This is a genomic window from Polynucleobacter sp. AP-RePozz3-80-G7, from assembly GCF_018882145.1.
In the GTDB taxonomy this organism is placed as follows: Bacteria; Pseudomonadota; Gammaproteobacteria; order Burkholderiales; family Burkholderiaceae; genus Polynucleobacter.
Genome location: NZ_JACVPC010000001.1, coordinates 880,801 through 894,286, shown reverse-complemented (window position 1 = coordinate 894,286; position 13,486 = coordinate 880,801). Strand labels below are relative to the sequence as shown.

Sequence of the window (13,486 nt, the reverse complement as noted above, 5' to 3'; positions counted from 1 at the left end):
ATCTCTGCTATGTTCTTATTAAATACAACCTTTTACCCATTCTGCCTAGCCTCTTATGTACATACCAAAACATTTTTTAGTTGAAGATCAAGCGGTATTAGCCCAGCTGATTTCTGAATATCCATTGGCGACTATTGTTGCGAATCTGGATAGCCATTTTGAAATCAATCACCTACCCCTCATGTTGAGCCCAGATAAAACCAAGCTTTATGGACATGTCGCCAAAATGAATCCGCTTGTTAGGGTGGCGAGCAGCAGCAACACATCAGTTACAGCAATCTTTAATGGACCGAATGCGTATGTAACCCCATCTTGGTATCCATCAAAACAAGAGAGTGGGAAAGTGGTGCCTACATGGAACTATGCTGCGGTTCATGCAGAAGGTAGCATTAAGTTGATTGAGGATGCACAGTGGCTAAGAAGTCATGTATCGCAAATGACCAACATTCACGAACCAACCTATCAATCTAACTGGAAGTTAGACGACGCCCCAGAAGAATACGTGCAAATGATGCTCAAGGCCATCATTGGCATCGAGATTGAGGTCGGTAGTTTGGTTGGTAAATTCAAGCTAAGCCAGAACCGGCCGGCCGAAGACTATGACGCAGTAGTAGAGCAACTAGAGAAGTCGCCGCAAGAAGCTTTACAAGAGATGCTGAAGTACATGAGAGCACCCAAGTAATTAGCTACTAAGGTGTGATGTATCCATACCTTTGCAAAATGGATTTGGCTTGGGGTCCCTGCATAAAGCGATACATATCCACTGATTCTTGGGGCGCACCTTTTATTAGCACCATGCGCTGCTTAATGGGCTCGTATAACTTAGCGTCGACCAAAAGGAGGCTAGTTTCTTTTGCGACCTCTGGAGATTTGGCCAAAGATAAGGCAGTAAAACCAATATCTGCCGCACCGCTCACCACATATGTTGTAGCTACGCCAATGTTGTCTCCATAGACAAGCTTGTCTTTAGCCAGATCCCATAGGCCTTCTGCCTTGAGATAATCAACCGCAGCTTTACCATAAGGAGCGAGCTCTGGCTTAGCAATTGCCACTTTGTTTGTTTGTGCAATTGCCCGAGCAATTTCTGTCTTGCTGTCAGCCAAACGAATCCCAGATGAGGTTTTGGCAATTAAGGCAAGCTTACCAATCGCATATGTAGCGCCCTCATCTACCGTCTTACCATTCTTAAATAGCTCCAACGGAAAATGCTCATCTGCCGCAATAAAAAGATTGAATGGAGCGCCGCTCATGATTTGCGCCGCGAAGTTACCGGATGAGCCATAGACCACTCTCATCTCTGCTTTACCGCTAGCCTTAAAGGCAACCATAATCTCGTTAAAAGCATCTTTCATATTGGCAGCAACGGCAACAGTTGAGGTCTGCGCAAAGGCAAGATTGGTAAATAAAAGCAGCGATGCGAATAGGGAAATCGGGCGAATAAACATGATTGAGTTAATTCTAGCGGATAGAAATAAAAAACCACCCCGAAGGGTGGTTATCGATGCTTAGAAACCTGATCAACCAAGCAACTTTAAAGCGCTTAAGAAGGTTTTATAGACACCCCAAGCAAGTGGTATGCCTACAAATGCCCACGCCAAAATGACTGTCAAAGTAGAGGTATGCTCATGGCCAGCTTCCCCTTTAACAATCGATCCCATTGCCTTTTCATGGGCAAGACGCTTTTCTTCTGCTAATTCAGCATCAGTCATAAACCACTTATCTGCAACTGGGCGAATCATCAAATTAGCAATCAAGCCGATAACTAACATACCTACAAGGATGTACATCGTCTGGTTGTACACCTGACTCTTCGCAATTCCAAGACTTAGTTGATAGTCACGCATGTAGTTCACAATCACTGGACCCAGGATACCTGCTGTAGACCAAGCAGTTAACAATCGACCATGAATTGCGCCTACGTTTTGAGTACCAAACAAGTCAGCAAGATAAGCAGGGACAGTAGCAAAGGCTCCACCATACATACTTAAGATAATGCAGAAGGCACCAACGAAGAGAACCAAACTACCTGCAGCAGCACTAGAGGGAATGCTGAAATACAACACCCCACCTAATATGAAAAATATGCTGTAAGTTAATTTACGACCCAACTTATCTGACAAGCTGGCCCAGAAGAAACGGCCGACAATATTAAACAAGCTCAGCAGCGCAGTAAAGCCAGCGGCAATACCAGCAATCGCCACTAACTGACCCTTATCGAGCTCGCCAAATTTCAATGCATTACCAATTAAGCTACCAGCAAAAATTTCTTGGAGCATTGGAGATGCCATGCCAATCACACCAATGCCAGCAGAAACGTTCATAGTTAGCACAATCCAAACCAACCAAAATTGAGGAATACCCCAGATTTTCTTAACACTAACGCTGCGTGTAGTGATCATCGCCTTAGATGTATCAGCAACAGGAGGTGTCCAACCAGCAGGCTTCCAATCGCTCGCCGGCACGCGATAGCTCATTGCGCCAATCATCATGTAGATGAAATAGATCACACCCATCACCACGAATGTTTGTGCCACACCGACACTAGTAGGCGTTGCAAAGTTCTTCATGAGCATTGCAGCCAATGGTGAGCCAATCATTGCGCCACCGCCAAAGCCCATAATGGCCATGCCAGTTGCCATTCCGCGACGGTCTGGGAACCACTTAATCAAGGTTGAAACTGGTGAGATGTAGCCCAGCCCCAAGCCGATACCTCCAATCACACCTGAGCCGAGAATCATCATCCAGAATTGATGGAGATAAATACCCCAGGCAGAAAAGAGCATGCCACCAGCCCAACAACAAGCCGCTACAACACCCGCTTTGCGTGGACCCGCGCGCTCTAACCAGCCGCCCCAAATAGCAGCAGAGATACCAAGGAACACGAAAAATAATGTATACATCCAACCTAAGGTCGAAATTTGCCAGTCACAAGTAGTTGTGAAAAGTTGCGCAAAGAAGCCAACATCGGCAGCACATTTAATTGCCTCAGTACCGCCTAGTGAAACACCCAATGCCTTAGATAGCGGTAACCAGAACACTGAGAAGCCATACGCCATACCAATACACAGGTGAATAGCTAACGCCGCCGGTGGCACAAGCCAGCGATTAAAGCCTGGCCCTGCAATCGTTCTTTCTTTATCTAATAGATGAAACATGTTGCCTCCTATTTATAGTTATATTTACTACACAGTAGCTACTTCTTTACGTTACAACCAACCCTCAATTTGTCGATTAAGGCCTACAGCCTTATATCCAGGCGTATCTCCCGAATAGCTTCTTATCTTCCTGATTAATTTGGAGGCCTCTGATTGAGCAACCATCTCCCTATGCATGGCGATGAAAAATAACTCATCTTTAAGCGGTATAAACCCCAAACCATTTTCAATAGCAATATTTTTCACGCCCAAACCTACATCAGCCTTGTCGGCCAAAATAGCATTCGCAACCGCTGAATGAGTGAACTCTTCATGCAGATAGCCATTCACTTCAGAAGGATCAATACCCTCCTCTATCAGCAGACCATCAAGTAGTAGTCTTGTGCCAGAGCCGATCTGACGATTAATAAAGCGAATTTTTGGATTCACCAAATCATAGAGAGCAGAGATGCGGAGGGGGTTTCCTTTTTTTACCAGCAAGCCTTGTGTGCGCTTCATCACAGGATATATTTGAATATCATTTTTTGACAAGCGATGATGAATAGCCTTTGAGCTTCGCTCATCTGATACATGGTATCCGGCAATATGAGCTTCGTTACTCAGAAGCTTTTCAAGGGACTCTCCCGAACCAGCAATCTTCAAATCGAAGCCTTTAATCTCTGCGGCGGCCCTTTGAATGATGGAATCACTGCTAGAGAGAAACTTCCATTTTCTACTATCAGTCTTTTGAATCTTTTTAATTTCTTTAAGTAAGGTATCTTGATATGCGCTTCCATGCTCAACATACCCCGCTTGCATCTCATCAATAAACTCAATTAAAAACTCGCCGAGTTTTGTTAACTTTGAGCCATGTCCTTTAGTCCTCGTAATGAGTGGCATGCCAAGCGCAGCTTCCACATCATTCATCTTGCCCCAGGCGCTTCGATAAGAGGTGCTGGATTTTTTACTTGCTGAAATTAACGAGTTACCGCGACCGATATCCCTTAACAGCTGAGACAGCCAAACCAAATCAATAGGGACCCCGCCTTTGGCTTGATTATTTAATACTAAGGTTGGTCTAACTTCAATTTGCATATGTAATTGATTGCATATTCAAGTGATAATAATTATGCGATGATATTACCTTAATAAATTACTCAGTGCACGCCTATGAAAAAATCAATCCGCAACCTACTTCTAGCGACCCTAACGGCCATTGCCCTCAACGGCTCACAGGCTTTCGCCCAAGAAAAAAGTATTGTGGTCTCATCCACTACCTCCACAGAGCAATCTGGCCTCTTCAATTACATGCTCCCTATCTTTAAGATGAAGACTGGTATTGAAGTTAAGGTTGTGGCTGTTGGAACTGGGCAGGCACTAGATATTGGCCACCGTGGTGATGCAGACGTGGTGTTTGTTCATGACAAACCTGCTGAAGAGAAGTTTGTTGAAGAAGGCTTTTCAACTAAACGCTACGAAGTGATGTACAACGATTTCGTACTCCTTGGACCTAAATCAGATCCAGCAAAAATTGCTGGTGGTAAGGATATTCAAGTTGCACTCCAAAAAATTGCTACTGCACAAGCTCCTTTTGTATCACGTGCAGATAAAAGCGGTACACATGCTGCAGAGCTTCGCTACTGGAAAGGTGCAGGCATCACCCCCTCTTCCAATCAGTCTTGGTACAAAGAAACAGGCTCTGGTATGGGGCCTGCTCTGAATACTGCTTCTGCAATGAATGGCTATATTTTGGCCGATCGCGCTACTTGGCTCAGCTTTAAGAATCGTGGTGACCTCGTGATCCTTGTGCAAGGCGATCCAAAGCTATTCAATCAATATGGTGTGATGTTGGTTAATCCAGCTAAGTTCCCTCATGTGAAAAAAGCACAGGGTCAAGAATTTATTGATTGGCTCATTTCGAAAAATGGTCAAGATGTTATTGCTAGCTACAAGATTGATGGCGAGCAACTTTTCTTTCCGAACGCTAAAAAATAATCTAGCCGCATCAAACAAAAAGCCCGCATTTGCGGGCTTTTTTACAACCGTCCTACTGACCAGTTATAGGCTACTTAGTATTGATTATTTCTTTGGTGTTACGAAGCCAATTGCTGTGTCGTCAACAAACTCAACCATGACGTCATCACCAGCTTTGAATTTCTCAAGGCCCAAAACAGCTGGATCTACTTTAACTTTTTGCTTCTCGCCACTTGGTAATGTGAAGCTTACGATACGTGTCTTTTGATCAATGGTTGAGATCTTTACAGTTGCATAAACAGTTTCTGCTGTCTCCTCAAAAGGCTTAGTAGCGCCTTTGCCGGCGATCACTACAGAACGCACACCTGAGACGCCTGGTTTTTGACCTTTACCAACAGCAGTCAAGCCAACCGCAACCGCTTGAGCATGCTCAACCAAGAATACGTCGCCCTTTTTAACTTTATCTAAATCATTTACTGACTTAGCGACGTTCATCTGCGCCAAATTACCGTTAGCATCTTTCAATACAACAATGCGCTTCTTTGCATCTACTGAATCAACAGTTGCACTCAAAACGACAACGTCCGCAGCTAAAGGCAACATCTTTGCAGGAAGCTGTGCAAAAACAGAGCTTGCAAAGGTAATGCCAACTGCAGCAAATAAACCAGCTAATAAAGATTTCTTCAAGATAACTCCTAATTGAGTAAAAGGTTACGAATGGGCTCAATCCAGAGCCACAATTCATTGTAACCATGGAATGAGGCGCTTTTTGTACAGCTTCGAACTGTGCTCATATTTACCTTTATTTGGTAAATTGGATGGAAACAGCATTTGGAGGCACTGGGCATCTTGGAAATACTAATAAAACCGTGGAAAGAGGCTGAAGTAGACGCCTTTTGGGTGCGCCAAGAGGTCTTTATCCTAGAGCAAAGAGTCCCAGCCGAGCTTGAATTGGATGAATTCGACCCTTCTGCCGCTCATGCCCTAGCCTATCTGGAGTCACATTGTATTGGCACTGGAAGACTGGTGGATCTGGGTGGCGGGCGATCCCAAATTGGACGTATGGCTGTCTTGACGCAATTTAGAAATCAGGGAATTGGAAGGAAGATCCTGGAAAAGCTGATTGACCTCGCTAAATCTCAAAGGGCAGAGTCTATCGTTTTGCACTCCCAAGTAGCCGCCATCCCTTTCTATCAAAAACTAGGCTTTCAGGTACAGGGGCCCACCTATGATGAGGCTGGTATTGCTCATCGTAATATGATTCTTGTATTGTCAAAATAAATTTAATAACCGATGACCTCTAACACCAATCTAAATACCAGCGCCTTTATCTATACCCATCGAGTCTGTTACTCAGATACAGATGCAGCAGGTTTTGTCTATCACGGACGTTATCTAGAGATTTTTGAACGCAGCCGTGCAGAGTGGCTTGCTCAAAAAGGCTTAAGCCCTACCAAACTCGAGAATGAATTTAATATGGTGATGCCGTTGCGCGAACTCACAATGAACTTCTATAAACCAGGGCGTCTAGATGACTTGCTTTACATAGACCAAGTGATTGAACATCGCGGCCGCACCCAGGTGAGCGTTAAACAGACTGCGCAAAGAAAGCTTCATGACAGCGAAGAATTCCAAATTATTGCGAGCGCCTTGCTGCATATCGTTTGCGTTGATACCAACACACTCAAACCTAAGGCATGGCCTGATTGTGTATTCCAAGATGAGTGATGTATGTAATGGAGCAAAAAATGTCTGACGGAAAATTACTGACCTTTATTCAAGAACTCAGTTTGCTACTCGAGAAAAAGCCAAGTGAAGAGATCGTTTTTACTGAAGGCAAGAAAATATTAGAGAAGCTGATTGCAGTGGATGATTGGTTGCCAGAAGAGTTCACTAAACCGCACCCGCAGTACTACCAGCAATATCTTCTCTATGCAGACCCATTGGATCGATTCTCTGTAGTGAGTTTTGTGTGGGGCCCCGGACAAAAAACGCCTTTGCATAATCACACCGTTTGGGGAATGATAGGTCAGTTGCGCGGTCAAGAAACCGGCACACCCTACTATCGCCAAGCAGATTCCAGCTTCAAAGCAGGCAATGCATGTGTCAGCCTGCCCGGGCACGTTGATACCGTATCACCAGATACTCACGACATTCATGTGGTCGAGAATAGTTTGCACGACAAAACTTCAATCAGCATTCACGTGTATGGTGGCAATATCGGCCGCATTCATCGCTCGGTATTTAACCCTGAAACCGGTGCAGAAAAGTCATTCGTCTCCGGTTATGCCAATACTGTCATGCCAAATCTCTGGAATCCAGCGTAATTCTCTAATTACCGAGCTTTTGAGGTTGATGACTTAAAATAGAGATTCTTACTGCAAACGCTCCAGCGTGGCAGCTCACCCCATTGACCGGGATAGTCGTTTAATTGAATACGGGTCAATACTTTATTGGCCCCTATGTTATTTACAGATCTTGGTTTATCAGAACCCATTCTTCGCGCTATTGCTGAAGAAGGCTACACCAGCCCTACCCCAATTCAAGCAAAATCGATTCCTGCCGTCCTAAAAGGTGGCGATCTTTTGGCTGCCGCTCAAACCGGCACAGGAAAAACAGCTGGCTTTACGCTTCCAATTCTGCAACGTTTAAGCAGCACCCCTAAATCTAGCGGCAAAAGATTATTACGAGTTCTCATTTTGACTCCCACTCGCGAGTTAGCCGCCCAAGTCCAAGAGTCTGTTGTGACTTATGGAAAATATACCGGCTTGAAATCCACTGTGATTTTTGGCGGAGTTGGCGCTAATCCGCAAATCAAAGCCATTGCTGGCGGTCTCGATATATTGGTAGCTACGCCAGGTCGACTGCTTGATCTCATGTCACAAAATTGCGTATCACTCAACGATATTGAGATTCTCGTATTAGATGAAGCCGATCGTATGTTAGACATGGGCTTCTTACGAGACATTAAAAAGATCTTGGCTGCCTTACCTAAAAAGCGCCAGAATCTTTTGTTCTCAGCAACATTCTCTACCGAAATTAAGCAATTAGCAGATGGCTTACTCAATTCGCCCGAGTTGATTGAGGTAGCTCGTAGCAATAGCGCCAATGAAGCAATTGCCCAATTGATTCATCCAGTAGATAGAACCAACAAGCATCCCCTGCTAGCCCATCTCATTAAGACTAACGACTGGAAGCAAGTACTAGTTTTTACCCGCACTAAGCATGGCGCGAATAAGTTAGTTACCCAATTAGAAAAGGATGGCATTACGAGTATGGCCATTCATGGCAATAAAAGCCAATCTGCTCGTACTAAAGCCTTAGCTGATTTCAAGGCAGGTAAGTTAACCGCATTGGTTGCCACCGATATTGCTGCACGCGGTATTGATATTGACCAACTCCCTCACGTAGTGAACTATGACCTTCCAAACGTTTCTGAAGATTATGTCCATCGTATTGGGCGTACTGGTCGCGCAGGTTCAAATGGCGTAGCAGTTTCCCTGGTGTGCGTTGATGAGCATCAAATGCTCAGAGATATTGAAAAACTGATTAAGCAAAAGTTGCCTCAAGAAGTGATTGCTGGATTTGAACCAGATCCAAATGCCGTGGCGCAACCGATTCAGCTGCGTAGTCAGCAACACCAGCAATCTCGCAAGCCAAGACCTGCCGGAACAGTTGGAGCTCCAGCGAAGAAGACTCCTGCCAAGCGTAGTGGCCCACCTAAAAGAAGCTTTAACCGCTAAACCAAGCTGCAATTAGGATTTTGAGACCCTCCAGAGTTGATCTGTCTGGGCTACGGAGCGTCTTTAATTTATTTTTTTAAATTAAAGACGCTTGAGAAATCCAGTTGGCCATTACCGGCTTTGCTGTGACTCTCATAGAGTTGTTGCGCTAATTTCCCAAGGGGAACACTAGCATCCAGATCTTCCGCATTCTCAACTGCCAGCCCCATGTCTTTGAGCATGAGATCTACACCAAAACCACCAGCATAACCTTTTGAGGATGGGACATTTTCCATGACGCCTGGACATGGGTTATAAAGCTCCAAAGCCCAGTTTCGCCCTGAACTCTTAGACATGATGTCAGATAGAACTTTGGGGTCTAGGCCATTTGCGATGCCTAATCGCAGCGCCTCACTTGTTCCCAGCATCTGAATGCCCAACATCATGTTGTTACAAACTTTAACGGTCTGCCCCGCCCCATTGCCGCCAGCATGAAAGATATTCTTGCCCATCTTTTCTAATATAGGACGTGCGCACTCCACTGCACTCGTTTCGCCACCGACCATAAACGTTAAAGTACCCGCTTGCGCACCTGCAGTTCCGCCCGAGACTGGCGCATCAATCATGGCAAAGCCTTTTGCTTTGGCGGCAGCGGCAGCTATTTGAGCTACCTTTGGCGAAATCGTTGAGCAATCAATGAGCAATGTTTTAGGATTCGCGCTTGCCAACAAACCGGCATCACCAAGATATAAGCCCTCCACATGACGAGAGGCGGGCAGCATGCTGATCAAAACATCGACATCTTTTGCAGTGTCGTTTGCATTTGCTGCAACGCTACCTCCTGCAGCTGCAAAAACATCAAGCTGATTCTTTACCAAATCGAAACCTGTAACTTGGTGTCCTGCTTTTAATAAGTTCAGGGCCATTGGTAAGCCCATATTGCCAAGTCCAATAAATCCGATTTTCATATCACTCTCAATTTCTTAATATTGTTTATTGTTTTCTAGAGGCTAGGTATTTCACCCCCTCAGGCCCATATGACTCGGAATGCACCTCTTTAAATCCCAACTCAAACACATCACCAGCCTGGTAGGTCCTACTCTTTCCATGAATAGTGATATCGATACTGCCTTGAATCACTAGCGCCCTTACTTCAAATAGATGCTCGTGATTACTAAGCTGACTATTGGGGGCTTGCTCAACCTCTACCGGCTCAGGAAATCCTTCCTGCTCAAGTAACCGTTGAAATTGCTCTGTATTCATGACCTAACTATAGCGTGGATATACTCTCTTAGCATTAGGTAATCTATATGAGGAGTCATGATGGTGAAGGTCATTGGGCTGATGGAGTTAATGGATCAAAGCGCTTTTGAGCAATACCGTTCTCAAGTTGGGCAAACGGTTGAGCTCTACAAGGGCTCTATCAAGAACCGTGGCTCAGTTGTAGAATTATTCTGGAATGAATTAGGAATTGCGTCCTTCAGATCTTTTGTGGAGCTCGAGTTTCCCAACGCGCAAGACGTTCATGCTTGGGCCAATAGCCCCGAATATCAAATGCTCGTTCCTATTCGTAGCAAAGCAATGAAACTAACTTTGTTTAGCATTGCTATTTAAGCAAAGTACTGTAAGTGCAAGTCACTAATAAAAAAGCCTAGCTCGCAAAAGCTAGGCTTATCAATCAGTCCGGAGTGAGAATTACTTCTTAGCTTCCATTGCCTCTTTAGCGGCAGTGATTTCTTTGCGGCGCTCTTTGCAGGCACCGGCGATTTCTTGCAAGGCCTTACGTGCGCGAGCAGCAGATGCCTTAATACCTTTTTCAATGAATTTTTCGTTTTCAGCTTTGTATGTTTCAAAAGCAGCCAACAATGTATCGTGTTGTGACATCTCGTCTCCTATTAACAAATGAATATTTATACCGACAGCCGGCTCAGTATATCCCTATAAAAACCATAGAAAATCGCCCCCTAAATCAGGGATAACTCTTATATTGGCGGCTTCAGCCAAAATAGCCCTACAAATACTATAAATAAACTAGAGACAAAAAATGATTAGAAATTTCCTTCTATTGCTTATTGGCAGCCTAATTGGACTCTCAGCAAATGCCCAAACCAGCTCTTGGCCAAGCCCCAACAAGCCAATTACTTTTATTAACCCCTTCCCACCAGGTGGGGCTGTGGACGCTTTTGGGCGCCCCTTAGCAAAGCAGCTTTCAACCCAACTGAATGACGCCATCGTGGTTGATAACCGAGGTGGTGCAGGTGGAACCCTGGGTGCTGCAGTTGCAGCAAAAATGGCGCCGGACGGCTATACCTGGCTTCTTGGTGCAGTGCATCACTCTATTGCCCCAAGCATGTATACCAACCTCTCATATGACATCACCAAAGATTTTGAGCCAGTCGCGATCATTGGTAGCGTTCCTCATGTCATTGTTGTAAACCCAAACAAGTTTCCAAAAAATGATTTGAAATCTATCATGGAAGAGATTCGTAAGCATCCAGGAAAATATAACTACGCCTCTACAGGCAATGGGACTTCGCAGCATTTAACAGGTGAGCTATTTAAGTTACAGAACAAATTATTTATCACCCACATTCCTTATCGTGGAACTGGGCCAGCCCTTCAAGACCTTGTCGCCGGTCAAGTGGACATGATGTTTGATACCTTGGCAGGTGCAGCACCATTCATTAAGAATGGGCAGCTTATTGCGGTTGCGGTTGCAACCTCCAAAAGAGTGGATGCGTTTCCAAATGTGCCAACCGCTCAAGAACTAGGGATCTCTAATTTCATTGTATCAAGTTGGTATGCTCTGTGGGCAATCAAGGGAACACCCAAAGACATCGTTGACAAGATGAGCGCAGAAACACAAATAGCACTTGCCTCTCCTGATATTAAGGAACGCTGGGCATCTATGGGCGCAAGCGTACCAAAAATGACGCGTCCTGAACTGGCTGCCTATATCAATCAAGAAGTTGTGCGCTGGGGTGAGGTAGTCAAAAAATCTGGCGCCAAGTTAGACTAAAAGATAATCATTCAATTAAAAATACAAAAGACAGTATGGCAATTCAAACTAAAAATCACTCATTCGTTCGCAATAAACTCCTCAACAAAGAAGAAATTGCATTTTTAGATGTGCGCGAAGAAGATCCTCATGCGCAAGAGCATCCCCTCTTTGCCGCAAACCTGCCTCTTTCCAGAGTAGAGATTGATGCTTACGCAAAGCTACCAAAGAAAAATGTACCTATCGTCACCCTTGATGATGGCGAAGGTTTTTCTCAATTAGCTGCGCAACGCTTAATCAATCTTGGGTACACCGATGTATCGGTTTTTGAGGGAGGTGTTCAAGGCTGGAAAGCAGCTGGCGGTGAAGTATTTAAAGATGTGAATGTTCCCAGTAAATCATTTGGTGAGTTTGTAGAATCCAAGGTCCATACCCCCTCTTTATCAGCGCAAGAAGTAAAACAATTAATCGATGACAAAGAAGATGTCGTTGTTGTTGATGTACGCCGCTTTGATGAATACAACACGATGAGCATTCCCACCGGTATTAGCGTTCCAGGTGCAGAGCTGGTTCTGCGCCTTCCAGAGTTAGCACCCAACCCAAAGACGAAGGTCATTGTGAACTGCGCCGGCAGAACTCGCAGCATTATTGGCACTCAGTCGCTGATTAATGCCGGCATTCCAAACAAAGTTAATGCGCTACGTAATGGCACGATTGGCTGGACGCTTGCCGGCCAAGAATTGGATAAGGGACAAAGCAGAAAGTTTCAGGAAGTGAGTGACGACACAAGAAATGAAGCAGCAGTACGCGCTCGCAGTGTTGCTGATCGAGCCGGCGTTAAGCGCGCTAGTCTTGGCGATATACAGACATGGAAAGCACAAGCCGATCGAACGACTTATTTCTTTGATACGCGCACTCCGGAAGAGTATGAAGCAGGTCATCTTCCTGGCTTTAGATCGGTACCAGGCGGACAGCTTGTACAAGAAACGGAGATGGCTGCTCCAGTTCGTGGCGCACGTGTAGTGTTGGTAGACCCAAGTGGTGGTGGCGTGCGCGCTAATATGCCCGCATCTTGGTTGGCGCAAATGGCTTGGGATGTTTATGTTCTTGATGGAGTCAATACCTCCGATCTCAAGGAAAAAGGAATCTGGAAAGCGCCCCTACCCGACCTTCCAAAAATAGAGAGTGTTGATGCTGCTACTGTCTCCAATTGGCTTAAGAGCGATAGCAATACCATTGCAATCGATTTCAGCACACATGCCAACTACGCGAAAGGACACATCCCTGGAAGTTGGTATGCACTCCGTTCTCAACTTACTGAAGCAATGAAAAAAATTCCTCAGGTAGATCGCTATGTTATTACCAGCGCACCAGCTGAATTAAGTCTTTTTGCTGCCCAGGAAGTGCAAGTCTTGACTAAAGCTGAGGTACTCGTTTTGGCAGGTGGTAATGCCGCCTGGGTAAGGGCAGGATTAGATCTAGAAAAAGGTCCGAGTCATTTAGCCTCACCTCCCCTGGATCGCTATAAGCGCCCTTATGAAGGCACTAGTGTAGATCCTGCAGCAATGCAGGCCTATCTTGATTGGGAGTTTGGTTTAGTGGAACAACTGGGCAAGGACGGAACTCATCACTTCTGGGTTCTCTAGGTCCTTGCTGTT

16 protein-coding genes are annotated in these 13,486 nt (G+C 45.2%); 9 read left to right on the top strand and 7 right to left on the bottom strand.

Going from position 1 to position 13,486, the window contains the following annotated elements; translation table 11 throughout:
• Positions 1 to 55: 55 nt before the first annotated feature.
• Entirely contained in the window at positions 56 to 682 is a 627-nt protein-coding gene (locus tag ICE90_RS04875) for an FMN-binding negative transcriptional regulator (RefSeq protein WP_216191199.1), read from the top strand.
• 7 nt (positions 683 to 689) lie between these two features.
• On the opposite strand, the gene modA is transcribed toward ICE90_RS04875, so the two are convergent.
• From modA to ICE90_RS04860, 3 genes are all read right to left on the bottom strand, one after another.
• The gene (gene modA / locus ICE90_RS04870) at positions 690 to 1,445 is read right to left on the bottom strand and encodes a molybdate ABC transporter substrate-binding protein (RefSeq protein WP_216191197.1); all 756 of its coding nucleotides are present in this window, start codon (positions 1,443 to 1,445) and stop codon (positions 690 to 692) included.
• A gap of 72 nt (positions 1,446 to 1,517) precedes the next feature.
• Positions 1,518 to 3,155 carry an OFA family MFS transporter gene (locus tag ICE90_RS04865; protein WP_215321794.1) on the bottom strand — a complete coding sequence of 546 codons (1,638 nt, stop codon included), beginning with the start codon at positions 3,153 to 3,155 and terminating at the stop codon, positions 1,518 to 1,520.
• A 51-nt stretch (positions 3,156 to 3,206) separates the two neighbouring features.
• Positions 3,207 to 4,229, bottom strand: coding sequence for a substrate-binding domain-containing protein (locus ICE90_RS04860; protein ID WP_216191195.1), 1,023 nt, complete (start codon positions 4,227 to 4,229; stop codon positions 3,207 to 3,209).
• A gap of 75 nt (positions 4,230 to 4,304) precedes the next feature.
• Between ICE90_RS04860 and ICE90_RS04855 the strand changes: the two genes are divergently transcribed.
• On the top strand, positions 4,305 to 5,129 hold the full coding sequence (locus ICE90_RS04855; protein WP_216191194.1) for a substrate-binding domain-containing protein: 825 nt from the start codon (positions 4,305 to 4,307) through the stop codon (positions 5,127 to 5,129).
• A gap of 84 nt (positions 5,130 to 5,213) precedes the next feature.
• Here ICE90_RS04855 and ICE90_RS04850 read toward each other — a convergent pair whose 3' ends face one another.
• A complete protein-coding gene (locus ICE90_RS04850) occupies positions 5,214 to 5,795 on the bottom strand; it encodes a hypothetical protein (RefSeq protein WP_255533292.1) in 582 nt (193 codons plus the stop codon).
• Between the two features lie 162 nt (positions 5,796 to 5,957).
• On the opposite strand from ICE90_RS04850, the gene ICE90_RS04845 reads away from it, so the two are divergent.
• From ICE90_RS04845 to ICE90_RS04830, 4 genes are all read left to right on the top strand, one after another.
• The gene (locus ICE90_RS04845) at positions 5,958 to 6,389 is read left to right on the top strand and encodes a GNAT family N-acetyltransferase (RefSeq protein ID WP_251368530.1); all 432 of its coding nucleotides are present in this window, start codon (positions 5,958 to 5,960) and stop codon (positions 6,387 to 6,389) included.
• 12 nt (positions 6,390 to 6,401) lie between these two features.
• Complete coding sequence (locus tag ICE90_RS04840) at positions 6,402 to 6,836, top strand: YbgC/FadM family acyl-CoA thioesterase (protein ID WP_215321791.1); 435 nt, start codon at positions 6,402 to 6,404, stop codon at positions 6,834 to 6,836.
• Positions 6,837 to 6,856: 20 nt separating this feature from the next.
• Positions 6,857 to 7,435, top strand: a complete 579-nt coding sequence (locus tag ICE90_RS04835; protein WP_216191192.1) for a hypothetical protein — start codon at positions 6,857 to 6,859, stop codon at positions 7,433 to 7,435.
• A 135-nt stretch (positions 7,436 to 7,570) separates the two neighbouring features.
• Positions 7,571 to 8,851, top strand: a complete 1,281-nt coding sequence (locus ICE90_RS04830) for a DEAD/DEAH box helicase (protein ID WP_216191190.1) — start codon at positions 7,571 to 7,573, stop codon at positions 8,849 to 8,851.
• A gap of 68 nt (positions 8,852 to 8,919) precedes the next feature.
• Here the strand turns inward: ICE90_RS04830 and mmsB are convergent, their stop codons facing one another.
• Together mmsB and ICE90_RS04820 are read right to left on the bottom strand one after the other, a co-directional pair.
• Positions 8,920 to 9,798 (bottom strand): 3-hydroxyisobutyrate dehydrogenase, encoded by an 879-nt coding sequence (gene mmsB / locus ICE90_RS04825; RefSeq protein ID WP_216191188.1) that lies wholly within the window; start codon positions 9,796 to 9,798, stop codon positions 8,920 to 8,922.
• A 25-nt stretch (positions 9,799 to 9,823) separates the two neighbouring features.
• Positions 9,824 to 10,093 carry a cupin gene (locus tag ICE90_RS04820; RefSeq protein WP_215321787.1) on the bottom strand — a complete coding sequence of 90 codons (270 nt, stop codon included), beginning with the start codon at positions 10,091 to 10,093 and terminating at the stop codon, positions 9,824 to 9,826.
• Between the two features lie 57 nt (positions 10,094 to 10,150).
• Here ICE90_RS04820 and ICE90_RS04815 point away from each other — a divergent pair, with 57 nt between their 5' ends.
• Positions 10,151 to 10,444, top strand: a complete 294-nt coding sequence (locus tag ICE90_RS04815; RefSeq protein WP_251368529.1) for a DUF1330 domain-containing protein — start codon at positions 10,151 to 10,153, stop codon at positions 10,442 to 10,444.
• A gap of 81 nt (positions 10,445 to 10,525) precedes the next feature.
• Here ICE90_RS04815 and ICE90_RS04810 read toward each other — a convergent pair whose 3' ends face one another.
• Positions 10,526 to 10,714: a hypothetical protein gene (locus tag ICE90_RS04810; RefSeq protein WP_028819023.1), complete on the bottom strand. Its 189-nt coding sequence runs from the start codon at positions 10,712 to 10,714 to the stop codon at positions 10,526 to 10,528.
• Between the two features lie 160 nt (positions 10,715 to 10,874).
• Here ICE90_RS04810 and ICE90_RS04805 point away from each other — a divergent pair, with 160 nt between their 5' ends.
• Together ICE90_RS04805 and ICE90_RS04800 are read left to right on the top strand one after the other, a co-directional pair.
• Positions 10,875 to 11,849: a tripartite tricarboxylate transporter substrate binding protein gene (locus tag ICE90_RS04805; RefSeq protein ID WP_215321786.1), complete on the top strand. Its 975-nt coding sequence runs from the start codon at positions 10,875 to 10,877 to the stop codon at positions 11,847 to 11,849.
• Positions 11,850 to 11,884: 35 nt separating this feature from the next.
• Positions 11,885 to 13,474 carry a rhodanese homology domain-containing protein gene (locus ICE90_RS04800; RefSeq protein ID WP_216191186.1) on the top strand — a complete coding sequence of 530 codons (1,590 nt, stop codon included), beginning with the start codon at positions 11,885 to 11,887 and terminating at the stop codon, positions 13,472 to 13,474.
• Positions 13,475 to 13,486 lie beyond the last annotated feature (12 nt).

Bases quoted from the DNA above. Each gene is read 5' to 3' on its own strand.
- ICE90_RS04800 (WP_216191186.1), top strand. From the start codon at position 11,885: ATGGCAATTCAAACTAAAAATCACTCATTCGTTCGCAATAAACTCCTC.
- ICE90_RS04860 (WP_216191195.1), bottom strand. From the start codon at position 4,229: ATGCAAATTGAAGTTAGACCAACCTTAGTATTAAATAATCAAGCCAAA.
- ICE90_RS04815 (WP_251368529.1), top strand. From the start codon at position 10,151: ATGATGGTGAAGGTCATTGGGCTGATGGAGTTAATGGATCAAAGCGCT.
- modA (WP_216191197.1), bottom strand. From the start codon at position 1,445: ATGTTTATTCGCCCGATTTCCCTATTCGCATCGCTGCTTTTATTTACC.
- ICE90_RS04835 (WP_216191192.1), top strand. From the start codon at position 6,857: ATGTCTGACGGAAAATTACTGACCTTTATTCAAGAACTCAGTTTGCTA.
- ICE90_RS04810 (WP_028819023.1), bottom strand. From the start codon at position 10,714: ATGTCACAACACGATACATTGTTGGCTGCTTTTGAAACATACAAAGCT.
- ICE90_RS04805 (WP_215321786.1), top strand. From the start codon at position 10,875: ATGATTAGAAATTTCCTTCTATTGCTTATTGGCAGCCTAATTGGACTC.
- ICE90_RS04840 (WP_215321791.1), top strand. From the start codon at position 6,402: ATGACCTCTAACACCAATCTAAATACCAGCGCCTTTATCTATACCCAT.
- ICE90_RS04830 (WP_216191190.1), top strand. From the start codon at position 7,571: ATGTTATTTACAGATCTTGGTTTATCAGAACCCATTCTTCGCGCTATT.
- ICE90_RS04855 (WP_216191194.1), top strand. From the start codon at position 4,305: ATGAAAAAATCAATCCGCAACCTACTTCTAGCGACCCTAACGGCCATT.
- ICE90_RS04865 (WP_215321794.1), bottom strand. From the start codon at position 3,155: ATGTTTCATCTATTAGATAAAGAAAGAACGATTGCAGGGCCAGGCTTT.
- ICE90_RS04875 (WP_216191199.1), top strand. From the start codon at position 56: ATGTACATACCAAAACATTTTTTAGTTGAAGATCAAGCGGTATTAGCC.
- ICE90_RS04820 (WP_215321787.1), bottom strand. From the start codon at position 10,093: ATGAATACAGAGCAATTTCAACGGTTACTTGAGCAGGAAGGATTTCCT.
- mmsB (WP_216191188.1), bottom strand. From the start codon at position 9,798: ATGAAAATCGGATTTATTGGACTTGGCAATATGGGCTTACCAATGGCC.